This is a genomic window from Mesorhizobium sp. WSM1497, from assembly GCF_001672455.2.
Taxonomy (GTDB): Bacteria; Pseudomonadota; Alphaproteobacteria; order Rhizobiales; family Rhizobiaceae; genus Mesorhizobium; species Mesorhizobium ciceri.
In genome coordinates, this window is the sequence record NZ_CP021070.1 from 6187626 (window position 1) to 6204040 (window position 16415).

The 16415-nt window shown below is 58.5% G+C and carries 12 protein-coding genes and 1 pseudogene; 5 read left to right on the top strand and 8 right to left on the bottom strand.

Annotation, left to right across the window (positions count from 1 at the left end):
- Window positions 1–4: 4 nt before the first annotated feature.
- Window positions 5–193 carry a hypothetical protein gene (locus A9K65_RS30310; RefSeq protein WP_064993304.1) on the bottom strand — a complete coding sequence of 63 codons (189 nt, stop codon included), beginning with the start codon at window positions 191–193 and terminating at the stop codon, window positions 5–7.
- A gap of 141 nt (window positions 194–334) precedes the next feature.
- On the opposite strand from A9K65_RS30310, the gene A9K65_RS30315 reads away from it, so the two are divergent.
- Window positions 335–1981 carry an MFS transporter gene (locus tag A9K65_RS30315; RefSeq protein ID WP_064993354.1) on the top strand — a complete coding sequence of 549 codons (1647 nt, stop codon included), beginning with the start codon at window positions 335–337 and terminating at the stop codon, window positions 1979–1981.
- 171 nt (window positions 1982–2152) lie between these two features.
- Here A9K65_RS30315 and A9K65_RS30320 read toward each other — a convergent pair whose 3' ends face one another.
- Window positions 2153–6217, bottom strand: a complete 4065-nt coding sequence (locus A9K65_RS30320; RefSeq protein ID WP_084015682.1) for a helix-turn-helix transcriptional regulator — start codon at window positions 6215–6217, stop codon at window positions 2153–2155.
- 98 nt (window positions 6218–6315) lie between these two features.
- Between A9K65_RS30320 and A9K65_RS30325 the strand changes: the two genes are divergently transcribed.
- Window positions 6316–6915, top strand: a complete 600-nt coding sequence (locus A9K65_RS30325) for a type IV toxin-antitoxin system AbiEi family antitoxin domain-containing protein (protein ID WP_084015684.1) — start codon at window positions 6316–6318, stop codon at window positions 6913–6915.
- A 29-nt stretch (window positions 6916–6944) separates the two neighbouring features.
- On the opposite strand, the gene A9K65_RS36195 is transcribed toward A9K65_RS30325, so the two are convergent.
- Window positions 6945–7430, bottom strand: a complete 486-nt coding sequence (locus A9K65_RS36195; RefSeq protein ID WP_064993306.1) for a hypothetical protein — start codon at window positions 7428–7430, stop codon at window positions 6945–6947.
- Here A9K65_RS36195 and A9K65_RS30335 point away from each other — a divergent pair.
- From A9K65_RS30335 to A9K65_RS30345, 3 genes and pseudogenes are all read left to right on the top strand, one after another.
- A pseudogene (locus A9K65_RS30335) lies at window positions 7345–8050 on the top strand (porin); the annotation flags it as partial. The gene A9K65_RS36195 and the pseudogene A9K65_RS30335 overlap by 86 nt on opposite strands.
- A 973-nt stretch (window positions 8051–9023) precedes the next feature.
- On the top strand, window positions 9024–9776 hold the full coding sequence (locus tag A9K65_RS30340) for a carbonic anhydrase (protein ID WP_064993307.1): 753 nt from the start codon (window positions 9024–9026) through the stop codon (window positions 9774–9776).
- A gap of 167 nt (window positions 9777–9943) precedes the next feature.
- Window positions 9944–12379: an ATP-binding protein gene (locus A9K65_RS30345; RefSeq protein WP_064993308.1), complete on the top strand. Its 2436-nt coding sequence runs from the start codon at window positions 9944–9946 to the stop codon at window positions 12377–12379.
- 118 nt (window positions 12380–12497) lie between these two features.
- On the opposite strand, the gene virB11 is transcribed toward A9K65_RS30345, so the two are convergent.
- From virB11 to A9K65_RS30370, 5 genes are read right to left on the bottom strand one after another with little or no spacing between them, the layout of a single operon-like run.
- Window positions 12498–13538 carry a P-type DNA transfer ATPase VirB11 gene (virB11, locus tag A9K65_RS30350; protein WP_013533334.1) on the bottom strand — a complete coding sequence of 347 codons (1041 nt, stop codon included), beginning with the start codon at window positions 13536–13538 and terminating at the stop codon, window positions 12498–12500.
- Window positions 13522–14664 carry a type IV secretion system protein VirB10 gene (gene virB10, locus A9K65_RS30355; protein ID WP_064993310.1) on the bottom strand — a complete coding sequence of 381 codons (1143 nt, stop codon included), beginning with the start codon at window positions 14662–14664 and terminating at the stop codon, window positions 13522–13524. Before virB10 ends, virB11 begins: the two co-directional genes overlap by 17 nt.
- The gene (locus tag A9K65_RS30360; RefSeq protein ID WP_064993311.1) at window positions 14661–15542 is read right to left on the bottom strand and encodes a TrbG/VirB9 family P-type conjugative transfer protein; all 882 of its coding nucleotides are present in this window, start codon (window positions 15540–15542) and stop codon (window positions 14661–14663) included. Before A9K65_RS30360 ends, virB10 begins: the two co-directional genes overlap by 4 nt.
- A complete protein-coding gene (locus A9K65_RS30365) occupies window positions 15539–16252 on the bottom strand; it encodes a type IV secretion system protein VirB8 (protein WP_013533337.1) in 714 nt (237 codons plus the stop codon). The genes A9K65_RS30360 and A9K65_RS30365 overlap by 4 nt, the downstream gene beginning before the upstream one ends.
- Window positions 16249–16407: a type IV secretion system lipoprotein VirB7 gene (locus tag A9K65_RS30370; RefSeq protein WP_013533338.1), complete on the bottom strand. Its 159-nt coding sequence runs from the start codon at window positions 16405–16407 to the stop codon at window positions 16249–16251. Before A9K65_RS30370 ends, A9K65_RS30365 begins: the two co-directional genes overlap by 4 nt.
- Between the last annotated feature and the right edge of the window lie 8 nt (window positions 16408–16415).

Here is a 16415-nt window from a genome sequence, read left to right on the forward strand (position 1 = left end):
GCGGTCATGCACAGGATCCGTCACCGATGACACGAACGAACGGGCGCACGAAAAAATGGTCGCCGACAAGCTTCATGGGCGCTGGCGTGGTCAGGCCAGAGCGATCAAAGTTGCAGATGATTCTGTCGATCAGCACGATCGGCAATGCTGTCTTTCGAAGGTTGTCGGCGCCAGCATGGGAGAGCGGAGCCAACAGAGTTCATCACCCCTCCTCACCTCGACGAAGTCGTCCTGGTCGATAAGTCCGGCCCTTCTGGTCCATAGATCAATATTGTAGCGGCAGCACCGGCAGCCGAGAATTGAACAAGCGGCCCCTCGAAGGCATCAAATGATCATGCAGTCCGAAAACAATACCCATCTGCCTGCCTCAGCAACGCTCGCTCCCTTTCGAAACCCGGTGTTTCGCTCGATCTGGACCGCCACACAAATATCCAGCCTCGGTTGGCTCGTGCAAACGGTGGCCATCAGCTGGCTGATGGCCACGATTTCCGCTTCGGACCTGATGGTTGCGCTGGTGCAGGCTGCATCCACCTTGCCGGTGTTCCTCCTCTCAATCGTTGCCGGAGCCATTGCCGACAACTTCAGCCGCCGATGGGTGATGTTTGCGGGGCACTGCCTGATAGCATTGGCTTCAACGACGCTGATGATATCCGTGGGTCTGGGATTTGCCGGTCCATGGCTAATTCTTGCATTGGGTTTCCTGGCTGGCTGCGGCTTTGCCTTGAATGATCCGGCCTGGCACGCATCTGTTGGCGATATCCTTCACAAAAGGGACATCCCGGCCGCGGTCACCCTCATGTCCGTAGGATACAACATTGTACGCAGCGTTGGTCCGGCTTTGGGGGGCGTGGTCCTGGCATTTCTTGGACCGCTTGCCGCTTTCGCCTTGGCAGCGCTGAGTGATCTGGCGCCGCTAACCGCGATATGGCGCACACGATGGAAGGTTCGCACTTCCCCTCTCCCTCGTGAACGCATGACGATGGCAATTCATGACGGAGTGCGCTTCACTGTGATGTCCCTGGAGATCAGGGCAGCGATTGCCCGTGCAACCCTTTTCGGCCTGGCAAGCATCTCCATCCTTGCATTGCTGCCTCTATTTGTCCGGGACCAGCTGAAGAGCGGCCCGATCATCTACGGCATCTTGCTGGCCGGCTTCGGGATGGGTGCTTTCATTGCGGGCATGAGCAATAGCTTTCTAAGGCGGATGACGTCTCAAAACAGGCTGGTGTCCTTCGCCTCTGTCGCTTGTGCGGCATGTTGCCTTTCGCTTGCACTCACATCATCGGTCCCCGTGGCGGTCGTTTCGCTGGCACTCGGCGGCGCGGGTTGGCTCATCACCTGGACTGGGATCGACGTGTCGGTGCAACTGGCAAGCCCCAGATGGGTGGTCGGCCGGACACTGTCGATCTACTACGCCTTGAGCGCAGGCGGGATGGCGGCTGGCAGCTGGATCTGGGGTACTGTCGCACAGAACTACTCCTTAGGCTGGGCTTTGGAGGGCGCCGCCGGCGCTCTGTTGCTGGTTGCGGCTGCGGGAATGCTGTTACCGGTCGGTCCATGGGAGGAAACGGATCAGGAAAGTTCGGATTTTCGCCCGCCGGAGCTGGCACTCGACTTGAAGCCCAGAAGTGGACCCATAGTGGTCAAGGTGGAGTATCGGATACCCGAAGAGAACATCGAGACCTTTCTGGGCTACATGCGCGCCAGGCGGCATGTTCAGAGCCGTGCCGGTGCGCGAAACTGGACACTGCAGCGAAATCTTCAAACGCCTTCGATTTGGACAGAGACATTCCGCACGCCGACCTGGATGGACTTTCTTCGCCTGAATCATCGGCTCACGGCAGCGGATAAGGAAATCGGTGACCATCTCCTGTCACTGCACGATGGGGAGGATCCTCCTCACACAGTGCTTTCCATTGAACGCACGACTGAGGCCGCGCGTACCCGTTCCCCAACACTCTTTTCTCGCCCTCCGAGGTGACGTGACCACGCGTCGAGCATTGGGGTCTGGCCTTTGGCGCTTCTGGCGGACCGAGAGACCTACTTTGCTGCAAAAGCTCCGAATTCCGCGCGGCCAACCAGAAGCTCGGCATACAGCAGTTCGCGTGTGAAACAGCATTGGCCACACGATCCCAGGCCCGAAACCCAGCAGTCATTCCCAGTCCAGTCGCTCGGAACTCTGATCGTGGCGATGTGCTTGAGCCTCATAATTGTCCGCTAGCGTGTCGAGAGCCTTGGCCGTATGCGGATGGTCGAAAGAGATCGCATTCGACCATCCGCGGTATTTAGCGGCTTCCTTCCGTTCCAGCTCCCCACCGTCGCGCGGCGATCGCATTGTTACGCCACGTCGGTTCATCTTACCGGTCAAAAAGCCATTGATCATTGGTTTGCTGCGGAAAAGATCGATTGCGTCGCGGACCGCTTCGGCCGGCCAGTTGCCGTCTGCTCCAAAAGGAGAGGCAGCCAAAACGTTGCCAATGCGACTGTCGGCGATATCTTCTCGGCCGGCGGTCTTAGCGAGCGATCGAGCTTCCTTGATCCACCCCTCAAGAGCAACGTTATCGATCGTCCCATCATCTTTTGTACCGGGAAGCCGATCCCATTCCTCAAGAAGTCGGTAGGCCTGGGTGGCGATGGCGCGTGCTCGCTCGGGATCCTGCGGCTCAACGTCGACGACACCGCTTTCCTCGCTCGCCTTGAATACCGCGCTGAGTATTTGGACAAAGAAGGATGGCTGCTCCGACAGCGCCTTCATAAGCACCTTGGGCGGACGGCGCGAGCGAGTCAAAATCGGTAGATAGGCCCACTCGACCTTGACCAATGCATTGCTGTCGACGTCATCACGTTTGTCAAGCACCTGGAGGATTTCGGCGACGTAGTGCTGGAACATCGTCGCTTCGTTCCTGTCGCCCTCGCTCTCGAACGGCTGTCGGACGGCCTCAAGTAGCACCTCGATGAGAAGATCTGAGAGCAGATCAGTTCGGCTGTCGCGTGCCGCGAGCGGCAGAGCGTGACGCGCGCGACCAACGGAGATGAGTTTGCGGATCGCGAAACCGACCTCGTCACGGTCGTCGCTCATCCAGAACACCGGCGTCTGACGCCAATACGTTTCTTCGATTTCAGCGCCAGCGCTGGTAGCCTGGTCCCAAGTCCAACGCCGCCCAGGAAGCGCGCGCAGGATCGTAAGCAATGCGGTGTCGCCCCAAGAGCGACTGGTTGCCTTAGCGATCAACTCAGCTGCCCATGGCTCCTTTCGCTCTGCAAAGGCAGAGACGATCAGGCCGTGGGCAAGAGCACGCTCATGCGCATCTTCGCTTCGAATTGCCGACTCCAACAGCGCTTCGAGATCGGGTTCGGAGAGACCGCCAGCAAAGAGCGCCTTGCCGATGTATCCCGCTGTGCCAACCTTGCGGGAGAGCGCGAGGATGGCTGGAATGCCGTCTTTGGAGAACAGGGCGTGTGCGGCATCTTTCCTCGCTAGATCGACCTCACGCTCATTCGTCTTCCAACCTTCGGCCGAAGGCCGTGGCAAGCCCGCATCTTGTTCAAAGAGCCATGCCACGCGCTCTATTGGATCAGCGGGTGCGAAGCGCTCGTAAATCGCCTCAAGTCGGTCGAGCACTTGACTCGGCATGGACCATTCGGCGTCTGGAAATTGCCGATGGTGATGGAGGACACGGCGCATGGCGGCCCATATTGCTGCGCGGTCAATCTGCTTAGTAATCCTCGGCTCAGCCGCCTCCAGTGTAGAGAACCCACCTTCCGTGTCCGGTGAAAGGTCAGCGAATCGGTCGAGCAGCGCGGTCCACCTGGCGGCATCGAGGCCGACGTCGACGAGCACACGCTCCGTGATCGCCACAGCTCCGCGCCCGATGGTGGCCCATGTAGCCACCTCGACTTCATCGACGGTAAAATCACGCCACAGCGGCATCGGCGACGGGATGGAGGTGTCGTGCCCCTGCGGTAGCAGGCTCAACATGAGTTTCCAGGCGGCGTCTCGCTCGTGCTTGCGAATGAGGTCGAGCGCCCGAAGCCGCAGGTCGAGCGTCGCATAGGTTTGGGGCAGCCAGAGAAGATGAATCGCGCGGAGACTGTTGGCCGGTCGGTTCGCGTATTGCCCGGGCGGGTTGTCGATGGCGTCCAGCCGAGCCAGGACATGGGTCACTTTCGGCATGAGCTCTGGCGACCAGGCCAGGGACTCGAGCGCCCACAAAAGATCCGACAAATGCTCTGCCCCAAAGACACCTTCCCCGTCTCTGCCGAATAGGGCGCGGATTGGCGGGTCGTTCAGATCAAGGCTATCCTCGATGGCCCGAAGAAAGGCGCTCGGTGAGGCCTCGGCCAACAATCGGAAGTCTCGAGATAGGGACCACCATCTCTGTTTGGTGGCATTCGCCAGCAGCTTCGCGACAATATGATCAGCACGGCGTGCGGCGTCCGGTATCGTCTTAATCTCCTCGCCCCACAGAGCAAGCAGGATCAGTACTTGTCCGATCCCATGGCGCAACATTCCCGAATAGTCGCGCTGGACGCCGCGAACACTCGCCATCCAGCGCTCGTCTGGGTCCATCTCGAACCGCGGATCTACGGAGCCGAGGACAGCATGGGCTGCAGCCTCGAAGCGCTTGATGTCGACCCCTGTCAAATGCCGCGCAAGCAGGAACCATGCATCTTGCGGCGAAGCGATACGCCAGGTCGAGCCGATCTTTTGCAGTGGGCTGTCAAATCTTCCGACGTAAGGCATCAGATCGCGGGCGATTGCGTCATATGGTTCGTCAGCGAGCTCTGCAAGGCGTGCCTTATCCGCCTCTGCGTCCTCATCCCAGCCGCCCGCGAGAAGTGCTGCCAACAATGCTTGAGGCGGCCTAACCTCCGCCCACTGTGGCCGTCGCCCCGGCGCGCTGGGAATAAGGCGACGCAGGACAGCCAAATTGCGTGCGCTGTCGCGCGCGTATGCCTCGGCACGAGGTTGCGCAATGCCAGCGGCAACCAGAGCGCTAGCGATCCCCTCGCGCGACGGTCGCGGTAGGGCACGGACGTCACCTCGGGAGATCGGCCGCTCGTCATAGGCTTGCAGGACATAGTGGCCGCGTCCCGCCAGCGCGTGCGCGATGCCGGGGTCTGGTTCAGTCATGACGACAATCAGAGGACCTGGCGCGTTTGCCAATGCTCGCGCCGCCGCAGCGGTCGTCGCCACCAGGCATCGGGCCTTGTAAGCGGCCTTCACTTCGTCCGGGAGCATCGCAAGTGTTGCGTAAAAGAACGACACGACCTCATCTGTGGTCGTAGCTTGGAGCGAGAAAACGGATGGCTTGCTGCGAAGCCAGCGGAGAAGGTCAGCTGCTTCCTCGTCACGATCACTTAGGACCAACTCCTCGGTCAGGGGCCACTTCGCAGCGAGCGACCACTCTTCCCAGACTTCCTCGAGCTCTCGAGTGTCCTCCGGTCGCTTCCCCAGGCGAACCGCCAACCACAGCCCAACCACCGGTGTTTGTTCGATCCAGTGGACAAGGTCGTCGGCGTCATAAACACGAACGTTTGCCCAAGGCCCTTCCGCCTCTCGGGCCTTTGCCCATTTATCCTTGCCGGGCCAGTGGCGGGGAGTGACGAACACAAAGCTAGCATTGGCTGGATCGAACGGCGCCGGCTCGTCGGTTCGCTTCCGGTAATCCTCGGTCACCTTTCTTTCGATGTCGCGACGCTGGCTTCCGATCTCCCAACCAGCCTCACCTTTCGGCACGTAAGAGTTTCCTGTGTCCGTGTAGGTCTGTCCGTCCCAGCCCGGATGCTGGACCCCTTCGTCAGCTGGAAAGCGGAGGTGAACTGCGGTGCCGGCGGTAGCGCGTATCAGATGTGAAACAAGGGTTGGCATGCTCAGCACGCCTTCTGTTCGGTTTGCCCAGACCGAAAGATCTTCCGCATCCACCCAGCGGATAGGTGCGCCTGCTCGCTCGGACGGGGTGATATTCGGGATAGCTGGTCCGATTACCGCACCCGTCGGCAGGAAACGGATGCCGGCATTTTCGAGCGCCGTACGAATTGCTTGGGCATTGTTGGCGACGGGGATACGTTGACCCCGCTCGAAATCCGCAACGGTAGAGGTCGCCACGCCGGCTTGCTTGGCCAAGTCGTGCTGGGACCACGCCAAAAGAGCCCGGGCGGCCCGGACGTGCTTTGGGGTAAGATCAAGCGGGGAAACCTGTTGCGCCATGGTCATATGAAATATATGACATCAGTTGAGTTTTCCCAACTGTTCTTTTCTGTCGACAAATCTAAATTTTTGCCGACAATAGATAACAAATGCCTCGAAATCGTATGACCCACCGTGAGACCGCCCTGAATCTCGTTCGAGATCGCGGCATCGTGCGTGCGCGCGACTTTACGGCGGCCGGCATCCCGCTGGTCTATCTCAGGCGCCTTACCGAGGCCGGTGATATCGTACGTCTCAGGCGCGGTCTATACCAGCATCCCGAGCGAATGGGCGAAGACACCGATCATGATCTGGCAGAAGCGGCACGTATTGTGCCGAACGGCGTGGTCAGCCTCATCAGCGCGCTTCGTCACCACGGTTTGACGACCCAGCTTCCGCACGCGGTGTGGATGACGATACCACACAAGGCAAGGACGCCGCACACTCCAGGCCTGCGTCTGGAGATTGTTCGGGCGACCTGCGAAGTCCTGGCATCCGGAGTCGAGTTCATCCGCGTCGAAGGCGTCGATGTAGCGATCTATGGCGTCGCAAAAACGGTTGCCGATTGCTTCAAGCATCGCCGTCATGTTGGCGAAGACGTCGCAGTCGAGGCGCTCCGCGACGCTCTGCAACAACGAAAGACCATAGCGAGTGAGCTGATGAAGTACGCGGTCATTGATCGAGTGACCGCCCGGATCGAGCCCTATATCAAGGCCGTACAATGATGGCTAAGGTTCTCAAGAATCCTGCCGCCTCAATAAGAGACCGCCTTCTTCAGCACTCTAGGCAACAGGGTGACGACTATCAGCGCATCCTGACGCGGTATGCGATCGAACGCTTGCTTTTCCGCCTCAGTATGACCGAAGCGTCCGAGCGCTATGTACTCAAGGGCGCAATGCTGTTCGTGACCTGGCCCGAATACGTCTTCAGGCCAACCGGCGATCTTGACCTGCTCGGCCAAGGCGACCCTGACCCCGGCGCCATTCACGACCTCTTCACCCGGATTTGCCAGGTCGAAGCTCCCGACGAAGGCATCGTCTTCGATGCGGCCTCCCTGACAGTCGATCCCGTGCGCGAAGGAAAATACCAAGGCGTTCGCCTGAACCTGAAGGGTTGGCCGAACAGCCTTCAACAGCGGCGCCAAGTTGACTTCCGCCTGGATCCAGCTTGGTGGCCTGCGTGTCGGGAAGGACGACTCGGCCTTCGACACGTTTGCCGGATACTCCGGGAACGTCTTCAATAATGCACTCGTTGCGTATTGGCGATTTCGACACCAACGTAGCTCAGTACTATCTGGATTCCGACAATGGGTTTTCAGCTCTGGTTTCACTTGAATAAGGGGCGGGTGAGGTCGGTTCTCTTGACGGCCATGTTCCCCACGTCGTCTTAGGCGTGAGACAGACACAGGCTGGCGGAGCGATCACCGGCGTCATCGCTCGTGACAGCAACTACAACGCTTTGGCTGGCAAGGTCCGCATCGACCTCAACGTCACAGATGATTGTCGTTATTCGGTATGTTCGGCTACGGCTCCCTTGGCAATCCCAACGACGACCCAAGCAGGGCGATCGCCGCTCAGGGTCGCGGCTTCTACAAGAATGGAGCGGCGACTGGGCTTTGTGGGTAGGGGCCACTTACAGGTTTCGACGAGAAAACGTCGTTGAACCTCCAGGTCTCAGGCGATCAGCTCAGCAACTGCGGACTGGCTGCAATTCGCCTATATGGCCATTCCAGGGTTCACAATCAGGGCCGAAGTCGATTATGCCCACTACGCCAAGCTCACTCCCGTCGCCTCGAACCCGGCTAACGTCGGCAAAGCGGACAGGCTCGGCGGCGTTCTGCGATTCCAAAGCTCGTTCTAACGGAATGAATTTGAACGGCGGCGCCCGACGGGTGCCTCGCTGTCTGGCCTTTCAAGATGTCGTCCCGCATGATCATGCCCGGACTCCGTTGCTGGGCTTCAGAACCTGCTCAGCGAGACTCCCAAGCTCGGTAACTCAACAGCTGGTCCGCGACATCGCCGGTCGATCTGCATCTCTGTTGGGCTACTACCTGGCGATGAAGCTGCCGAATCGAGAGCACGCAAGGGCTGAGAACACCTAGACACTTCGTCCAGGCACTTGAACCTTCTTCAGTGGTTCAGGATGAGTTTCGGCGGGCGTCGTCGCAACATCAGTGAGAATTTTGTTCTGCTGGGCCGTCTTCAGGGCAACTCAATCTGAATCGCAGCCGACTGCCCAGGCTCGCAAGCCTTTGGTCCCGGAAGCCGTGACAGCATAAGGTCTAGCCAAATTTCGTGCCGCCTCGCCCAGTTCTCAGCCGCGTTGTTGTCGCCGGGAAATGGCCGACCCTCCTATCCGTAGCCGGCGTCCCAAGCAGCACCGCAAATTGGGCAATGGCAATGTATGCATCCACGTCATGGATGCTTCTTTATCTAAGCAATCGATTTCTCCGGCTGTCCGATGATGAATATGAAGCGTCAGTTGGCCTGGTGGGGCCATCGGAGTTGTTGCGTGGAATCGCTTACCCAGTGCGGCCCGGGTGCCGCCATCTTCGGTGGAGTTGCCAATGTGATCTGCAGCCGAACGGCAAACGGCGGTCGTGGAGACAATGAGCATGGATACAGCCGGCTAGCTGGGACTATCCTCTACCGGGGGAAAATAGCTGTCACAACCGCATGTGGCCGGCGAGCACGGCCGTGCGCGGGACCGTCGGTCGCCCTGAGGCCGCGATGGTGGCGTGCCGAACTGTTCGGCCCCTGTCGCCCACATCACAGCTGCGCCCGCAGTTCCCATGCCACGCCAAATTGAAGTGTTCAGTAGGAGCCACAGCAACATGCACCGTCGTAATCTGATCAAAGGTTTCGTTGCACTCGGCGCTTGTCCCATTTGCGCTGAAGCCGCGCGGGCGGCCAGCACCGAATGGGGATATGCCGGGCCGGTCGGCCCCGAACAATGGGGGCATCTGGACAAGACGAATTTGGTCTGCTCGGCGGGCATGCAGCAATCGCCGGTCGATATCAGGGGCGCGGTCAAAGCGGATATTCCGCACATCGCCATAGGTTGGCACAGGGGCGGCGGCAGAATGGTGAACAACGGCCACACCATTCAGATCAACCTGCCGCAAGGCAGCACGCTCACTCGGGGGGATCGTGTCTATGAGCTGCTACAGTTCCATTTCCATGCACCAAGCGAGCACCACGTCGCAGGTAAGAGTTTCCCGATGGAAGCGCATTTTGTCCATAAGGGCCGCAACAGCGATACTGTGGGTGTTCTGAGCGTGTTTCTGACGCCAGGCGCCACAAATGCCAGCTTTGCCCGGCTTGCTGCCGCATTTCCTGCAACGTCAGGCGAAGAGGCAGCCGTCGATGAAGTCGACCCGAACGAGCTTCTGCCGGCTTCGCTTGGCTACTGGACATATGAAGGATCTTTGACGACGCCGCCATGCACGGAAAACGTCGACTGGATGGTGGCGACGGAACCGGTTGATGTCGACCCAGCAGACATAGAGCGATTTACCTCGCTATATCCCGAAAACGCGCGCCCTATCCGCGCGCCCAATCGGCGCTTCATCCTGGGCCTAAGCTGACGCCCCGGCGTAAAAACCGCCTGCGCGTCATGTTGATCTGCTTTCAGAATCGTAAGGATGTGCTCCGCGTCGCGTAGGCGCTTTGGGAGCTCATTTCGCGCTGGAAGCGCACCAGGACCAAGTTCGGTAACGGTGTTAAGCCATTCTCATAAGGGGGAGAGGTAGGCGTGGCTTTCCTGTTCCAGCAGCATCCGGCCGCATACCGAGCCCATGAACTGGAATTCATGTCGGACCTTCGCAAGGGGTCCATCGCGGATCAAACGCCGTTTCCTTGGCTCAGTTCCGACAAAGCAATTATGATCGCCCTAGCCACCTCGATTGCGCTCTTGGTCGGGACGCAGGGCCAGCCCCCGCAGATCGATCACGCGATCCTAAGCCAGCTGCGAACGATTCAGATCAATGACGCATTGCTCCGGCGCGACGTCGCCCGCGCTGGGATGGATATGACATTGGACTACCGTTCGGTTGCTTCTATCGGGCAAGCGTTGCAAAAGACTCGTGTAAACTTGCAACGTTCTTTCGAGATTTCGTCCGATGAGAGATCAGAGCAATCCAGATTGCTCGCGCAGCTCATAGATTCGATCGAAAGCAAAAAGGCTGCCGTCTCAGTCTTGGTCGAACAAAATCAGCTCATGCAAAGCTGTCTTGCACAGCTAGCTCGCTCGATTGGCCGCCTTGGGGGAGCACCGTCGGGCATGGTTGAACTTTCGATGCTGATCGTGCTTTCGGCTGAACCGAGGCTCGTTCTGAGCAAGGCTGGAGCTGCCTTATCTTCTTCATGGAGGTTGGACGAAGCTGCCGATCAGATCGCATCTCCGGACACGTTCTCCAAGGCCGCCGAACTGGAGCGAGAGCATCTGGAGGGCTACAGCTTGGCCAGCGCGCACGCGCAGCGCATGCGACTTTTCCTCGGTTTGGTGTCCATATGCCTCTGCTTGTTTGCGATGATTCCGCCCTCCAGGCAGCCTCTGCGGACGAACCGGCTGAAAAGGCGGTTGGAGCTTGAAGAGGCAATGAGTGAGATCGAAACTCGCCTCAACGAAAGTAAAGCAAAGGACGCCTCGGCGCGCTTTTCCACCGAAGAAGCGCTCAGAGTCGTTCAACGCGTTTTCGATGCGGATCAATGCGCGCTCGCCCTAGTGGATCCGAGTCTCAGCAGGCATACCGAGTGCTTTGTGGCGAACACGTACACACCCGTCTGGAACGTGCCGCTTATTGATGAAGTCGTTTCACTTGTCCGCGCCGGACGGCCAGTGTTTCGCGTCGTTCGGACCGCCTTAGGGCTTTCCGGTGTTTGTCAAATTGTTGCCTGCAGGGCTTCCGATCAGCAGGTTGTGGTTTGCATCCTTGTTTTTGAAGGAGATCGCTCACTCCCCTCGGCAGACGACCTGCGGGTTCTTGCCAGCGCCATTGTGCGTTTGAGCAACCATCTTGAACTGCAACGTATAAATACGGAACGCGACCTTCTGGTGAGTCGATGGGAGCATGTGGAAAGGCTGAGGACCGTGGGCACGATCGCAAGCGGCGTTACACATGAGTTCAACAACATTTTAGGGGCAATAATCGGCTATTCAGAGATTGCCCAAAGCCTTGTGCGTCGCCCCTCCAGAATCCGTAATCACATCGACCAGATCATTTTAGCTGGACACCGAGCCAAGCTGATCGTCGACCAGATCCTGTCACTAAGCCGAAACCGACAGCGCGTGGCAGTGCCATTCAACGTCTCCGAAATTGTCATGGATCTTGCGCCATTGCTGCGGGTCACAGTTCGGTCGGATGTTCAGTTGAACTTCAAGATCAACGAGTGGCAAACGGTGGTCGAGGGCAGCCCAACCGAGATACAGCAGATCCTCATGAATCTATGCAAGAACGCGTCGGAGGCTGTCTTGAACGAGGGCCGTGTCGAGGTCAGCGTTTCTCGCGCTCAGGTGCGCCAAACCAAGCCGCTGGCTCAGGGCACCTTGAGACCTGGAGATTACGTTCTCCTCTCCATCAGCGACGATGGCCCGGGAATCGCAAGTTCGATACTTCCGCATGTCTTTGAGCCCTTTTTTACCACGCGCTCTGTCGTCGGCGGGACCGGGCTGGGTCTTGCTGCGGTTGACAGGCACGTGAGCGCGCTCGCAGGATGCCTTGATGTCACCTCGGCTGTTGGCCGAGGGACGCGGTTTGATATCTACCTACCGGCCTCCGACGAGGAGCCAGTCACCGCTGACATCGCTTTCGGTCGGTACGACGGACCACTTGGCAACGGAGAAATCGTTGCAGTCGTGGAGCCCGATCCAGCAGAGTTGGAGATCTACAGGGACCAGATCGCCGCGCTGGGTTATGAGCCGGTCGGCTTCGCGAACCTTGAAGGTCTTTGCGAGTGGACCGAAAGCGGGAAGGCAGCAGACCTGGTGATTTTAGGTAGAACGCCTTTCCTGGAGCGAGGACAGGCCGAATCCGTATGCCCCACCCTCATGACGGTGCCTGTCATAGTCGTCGGCCAAACCGACTCCATGCCGGTCATATCCGCTAATCAGGCCCTCGTCCTTTGGCTAGCGAAGCCGGTCTCATCCCGGACAATGGCGCATGCGGTTCGTACAATGATGATGGCATGATACCGCCGAATCGCTCAGCCTATCCAACCACTGCGAGAAGGCCCGTCAAAAAGATATCGAAGCAGAACAGAATAACGCGTCGACACCGGCTTACCGATCCCGAGACGTTGTTCCAGCCTTAGTGCTTGTTGAGAAGGTCGGCTACTGTCTCTCCCCGCCGCCGGGCATCGGCGGCGAGCCATACCTCTCCTACCTCATACACGTCGCCTTGGGTACGGAACGGTATGATGACGTCAATGGCAGCCGACAGCATGTCAAGAAGCGTGCGGTCTTCGACAGCGGCTCCTTGCGCGCTGCTCTTGACGAGTGAAAAGAGCTTTTTGAAACCTTGTACCGGATCAGCCCCATGAATCGTTGATATCGATCCCGCATGGCCGGAGACGACTTCACTAAGGTAGGCCCAAGCGGCGTCATCGCGCATCTCGCCAAGCAATATTCGATCAGGCCGCATGCGCAAACTGGCTTGCAACAGTTGCTCGGCCGTCACCGCACCTGCGCCTGCTCGGTCCTTTGGATAGAGTAAGCGGACATGGTTCTCGTGCGGGATTGCAAGTTCGAGCGTGTCCTCGATGCTGATCAACCTCTCATGCGGGGGTATAGCGTTGATCAAAGTCTTGCTCATTGTCGTTTTGCCGCTTCCAGTCGGTCCGCAAAGCAGCATTGTGAGCCGCCCGCAGACGCAGGCTCGCAAAAATTGCTCCAAGTCACCATGGTCGTAGTGCTGAAGAATCGTTTCGTCCTGCCGCTCTTGGCGCTCTTTTCGTGACCGCCATTGATTCCAACGCGAATATTCGTAGCGAGAAGAAACTTCCTTGAGTTCGGTCACACGACTTGAGGGACGCCGTATCGTCAGGCTTATTGTTCCTGAGGGTACTGCGGGGGGCAAACAGATCTGCAGCCGCTCTCCGTTCGGCAACTCAGTCGCACAGAGGGGGCTTTGCGGTCCGACATCTTGCTTGCGCAGCGCTCCGGCGAGGATCGCGATGTCCTCCAGATCGTCATAAGACAGCGGCAGTGGATGTTTCGTGAAAACGCCGGCCTGTCGGACAAAGGCTTCCCCAGGCCGGTTGATAGCGACCTCTTCGGTTCTTGGCTCCTCAAGCCATTTCAGAACGGGATCGAGAAGCAAACGCAATTGAGGATCAGCCTCCGATTGCATTGTTGTTTCTCCGGCGTTCGCGATGTTGGGGGGATGGCGCTGCGGCAGTCGCTCTAAGATCGTATACATCCGAGAAGTCGAGGTCCCGAGCCACAAAGATGGATACGGCGTCTCCTTGGTTTTTCTTCAGGGTTGGGGGAAGGTTGATCGTCGCTCTCAATGTCGTCTCGACGGCTTGTCCACCATTGCTCTGGAAGCTGTTGGTGCCGCTTCCTCCGCCAGAGCTGGCCGCATATTGACCAGCCGCCTGAAACGCGCCTTGGATGACGCTCATGAGAATCGCTCCGCCAAAGCGTTCCCGGAAGTGATTGTCCACCGTGCCAGGCATTCCGGAGCGGCCGAGCTCGTCAGCGCCCGGCGATGCTATCGAAACGAGGGCATGGTCAGGTGTTTCGATGCGCGTCCACAGCACGAATACACGCGCATCCCCCTGCTGGAGACCGCGCTGGATCTCGCCAATCACGGTTGTCCCGCGATCCAAGAGCACGACGTTGTTGGTGGCGCCTCGGACGGCTTTAGGTAAGACGCACTTCACATAGCCGGGTAAATTTGTGTCGACCGCAGTTTGCAAAATGCAGGGAATGATCGTTCCTTGAGTAATCACGAGATCAGGGTGCGGCAAAAGTGTGGCCCGGCTCGGCTCCTGTATATCTGGCTTCAATCGGCCTGACAGATCGCCACCGTTTGAAATCTCATCCGCTGTCCCCGGAGCATCATTTTGCTTGTCTTCGCTCCGCTGATCGGCATTGGGCATTTGACCGCTGCCGCTGTAGGCGAAAATTGGTGATTCCTCCGGCGGCGGATCATCTGCCGCTGGTGGGGGCGGCGTGGATGGCGCAGGCTCTGCCGCCTTGGCCGCCTCTGCGGGTGCTGGAGGTTCTGGAGCAACCTCGATTGGCACGGGACGGAATGGCTCGACGTTGGCGACAATTGGCGGCTTTGGCTGAGATGGTTCGTCTTGTGTGCTGGAACGACCTCCGAGCCAGATGAGCGATAGAGACGAGATGAGAACAAGAGCAGCGACGGCCAACTTCTGCGATCCCGAAACATGCCGGCGGGCCGGCTCCGAGACCATCGATCCGGATGCATGGACATCATGTCCCGCCTGTGGGCCGGTTTCATTCATCGTCCCGAGCCTTTCAAAACGCGCCACACGTCGGGTGTCACTGTACCGGTCGCTGGCGCTCGTCCCACAGGGTCATAAGCTCTGTTGAAAATGGACAAGACCGTGTTGCCATCTCTCAGACGCCATTCCCGGGCGACGGCGGATACTTCAACATAGTCGCCTTTGACCGTGTAATTGGCAGCGGCTTCCTTGCCGTCGGGATTGATAACGTAGAGGGAGGGTATGCGGGAATTGCTTGCGAATCCAAATACGGTCGTAAAGCCATTATCGAAGACTTCCAGCGGCGCCAGCGACCGATCGCCCTTTGCGACGTAGTGAAAATTGCTTTCGTCCGGACTGGCAGCTGCGGCGGGCCGATTCAACAAATCCCGAACTCTCTCGTCTTGCAGCACTCTCGCCCGGGCCTGGCCAAGAATCGAGCGCCTTTCCGCTTCCTTTCTCTGAGCAGCAGCCTCATCAGCAGGATAGGTGAACTGCACACTGTAGTATAGGTCTGGTTGCTCCTCATCGAGTTTGGGCATCGCTTTCGTTGAAATACTGAAGACGTATCTGCGTGTACCGGACTCGCTCTCGGCCAGCACGACGACCGGCTGCGGCGACAGCATCCGGCTAGCCTTGAAAAAGAGATAATTGGCGCGCGGGAGCGCAGCCAGGTCTTTGCTATTGGAAACAGCCACGGCTGCGACGGTCTCGTTTGCCGCGAATGTGACAACCAGCGTTGCCCCAACTGCGGTCGATAGGCGCACCACTTCGTCGGGGCGGTAAGCCAGGTAGCGCATCCGCGCATCATGCTTGCCGGCAAGTGGCGTGTCTTCGGCGCACGCTTCCATCGTTAGGAAGAGTGAACAGGCCAGCGCCAGAAATGCTCTTTTTGTCATGGCTGCACGAAGCCCAGGTTCGATACGGTGTCTTGCGAGGCTTGGTAGGATGTGACGAGTAGACCTCCCGGATTGGTGAGCCTCGATTGCCCAGGCAGACCCGTCAAGCGCTCGTAGCGGATGGTAGCAGTCCAGGAGGTCACTATCGGCGTCTGCCCATCGATAACAAGCGTACGTTTGTATCGGATCTGCTGAACGTCGGGACTGATGTCATTTGATGAAATATGCCCGACCTCGAGCTTGCCGCGCTTCCCAACCGTGACCTGCGGCGAGGTGGGGTTGGGATAGTTGAAGAAATCTTGATATTGCTGTTGCACAGAAGGTGCGCTGAAACTGGAGACGAGGTCATAGGCGTATTGGGCTGTATCTGCCGTGTAGCCCTCGCGCAGGCGTACATATTCCCACAGCGAAGCGTTTATGACGGCTCGGTCTTGGGTTGCCGGCAGTCGAGAGATTGACACTTCGCTGTCAACGGTACCGTCCGGCCGCACCCAGAGGAACACAGGTACGAGCTTGGCCAACGGGACCATGGCAGCGATGGTAAATGCCTGGGCGACATTTCCCAGGACCGCCGCTGCGGCAAAGGCTATAAGCGCCTTTGACAAGCGCCGCGCAGACTTCGCTCGTGAAGTTTGAAACGCTTCCACCTTCTTGTAGTGAGCGGCTAGCGTTTCTCTCTCCACCAGAAGGGCATGTTCAGGAAATTTCACTTGGGCTCTTCCGCGCACTCGACCTGAAGATCCTCAGGAGTGGTTTCCCATTGTCCCGCGTTCAGTTGGAATGGCGTACCCGTGCAGGTCGCAAGCCGATCGGTTGTCTTGCAGGCCGCCAAAGCGAGGATTAGCAACAGTAGATAGCGTTTCATGTTTTTGG

Coding starts and splice junctions, on each gene's coding strand:
- A9K65_RS30340 (WP_064993307.1), top strand. CDS start 9,024: ATGCACCGTCGTAATCTGATCAAAGGTTTCGTTGCACTCGGCGCTTGT.
- A9K65_RS30370 (WP_013533338.1), bottom strand. CDS start 16,407: ATGAAACGCTATCTACTGTTGCTAATCCTCGCTTTGGCGGCCTGCAAG.
- A9K65_RS30315 (WP_064993354.1), top strand. CDS start 335: ATGCAGTCCGAAAACAATACCCATCTGCCTGCCTCAGCAACGCTCGCT.
- A9K65_RS30320 (WP_084015682.1), bottom strand. CDS start 6,217: ATGACCATGGCGCAACAGGTTTCCCCGCTTGATCTTACCCCAAAGCAC.
- virB10 (WP_064993310.1), bottom strand. CDS start 14,664: ATGAATGAAACCGGCCCACAGGCGGGACATGATGTCCATGCATCCGGA.
- A9K65_RS30325 (WP_084015684.1), top strand. CDS start 6,316: ATGACCCACCGTGAGACCGCCCTGAATCTCGTTCGAGATCGCGGCATC.
- virB11 (WP_013533334.1), bottom strand. CDS start 13,538: ATGCAATCGGAGGCTGATCCTCAATTGCGTTTGCTTCTCGATCCCGTT.
- A9K65_RS30360 (WP_064993311.1), bottom strand. CDS start 15,542: ATGACAAAAAGAGCATTTCTGGCGCTGGCCTGTTCACTCTTCCTAACG.